The 1,081-nt window shown below is 74.3% G+C and carries 2 protein-coding genes; both read right to left on the minus strand.

All coding sequences use genetic code 11. From position 1 onward, the window contains the following. The coding region (locus tag ACFWWU_RS37455; RefSeq protein ID WP_384153747.1) for an NAD(P)-dependent alcohol dehydrogenase at positions 1-813 on the minus strand (813 nt) is incomplete at its 3' end. Next, positions 810-1,081, minus strand: a 272-nt coding sequence (locus ACFWWU_RS37460; protein WP_384153750.1) for a zinc-binding dehydrogenase, incomplete at its 5' end; no start/stop codon positions are given. The genes ACFWWU_RS37455 and ACFWWU_RS37460, both read right to left, overlap by 4 nt.

Below are 1,081 nucleotides of genomic sequence, written 5' to 3' on the forward strand. Positions count from 1 at the left end.
GCGCACGGCCGCGAGCGCGCGGAGCCGCTGCGAGACGAACGGCGAGATGGCGGATGCCGCGACCATCCGCCGCATCGGCCCGAACACCGTGCCGCCTCGACCGGACGACAGTACGAGCATGCCCCGTGGCGTGAGCGAGCGACGCACGCGACCGAGCGGGTGGTCGGCGACGAGGTCGAACACGACGTCGTAGCGGCCCGCGTTCGCCGTGAAGTCCTCGGCCGTGTAGTCGATCACGTGATCGGCGCCGATGCCGCGCACGTGCTCGGCCTTCGCACCGCGGCAGACCCCGGTCACCTCGGCGCCCCGGCCCTTGGCGAGCTGCACGGCGAATCCGCCGACGCCGCCCGAGGCGCCGTTGACGAGCAGGTGCTGCCCGGGCCCGACGCCCGCGAGACGCAGGCCCTGCAACGCCGTCGTGCCCGAGACGACGACGGCCGCCGCGTGAACCGCGTCGACGGAGGTCGGCCTGACGGCGACGAAGCGCTCGGGCACCGCGACGAACTCGGCGAAGCCGCCCTGGTCCGACTCCGCGAAGACCGCGTCCCCGATCGCGAACCGCGTGACGGCGTCGCCGACCGCGACGACCTCGCCCGCGACGTCCCGGCCGATGATCGGGCGCTTCGGCCGCCGCAGGCCGAAGGCGAGTCGCACCGCTCGCGGCTCGCCGCGCATGAGCAGCACGTCGCCCATGCTGATGGCGACCGCCGCGACACGGATGAGCACCTCGCCGGCCGCCGGCGCGGGAGTCTCGACCTCGGCGAGCGCGAGCTCCTCCGGGCCGCCGTACCGGTGCTGCACGATCGCCCTCACGATGCCGCCTTCGCGGACTGCGATGCCGCCGGCGACACGACCGGCGACGCGGTCCGCGTCACCGCGACCACGACGCTGCCGGCCTTGTGCCCGGTGTCGACCCGGCGGTGCGCCTCGACGATGTCGTCGAAGGCGACGATCCGATCGATGACCGGCACGAACTCCCCTGCCTCGATGAGCTCGACGAGCAGGGCGAGCTCCGCCGCCTTGAGCCGGATGTCGCGGAGCCCCGTGAAGGCGATCGCCGCCCTCCTCCCGCGGCTGAACC

Origin of the sequence: Streptomyces sp. NPDC058650 (assembly GCF_042717315.1) — a bacterium.
Lineage (GTDB): Bacteria > Actinomycetota > Actinomycetes > Streptomycetales > Streptomycetaceae > Streptomyces.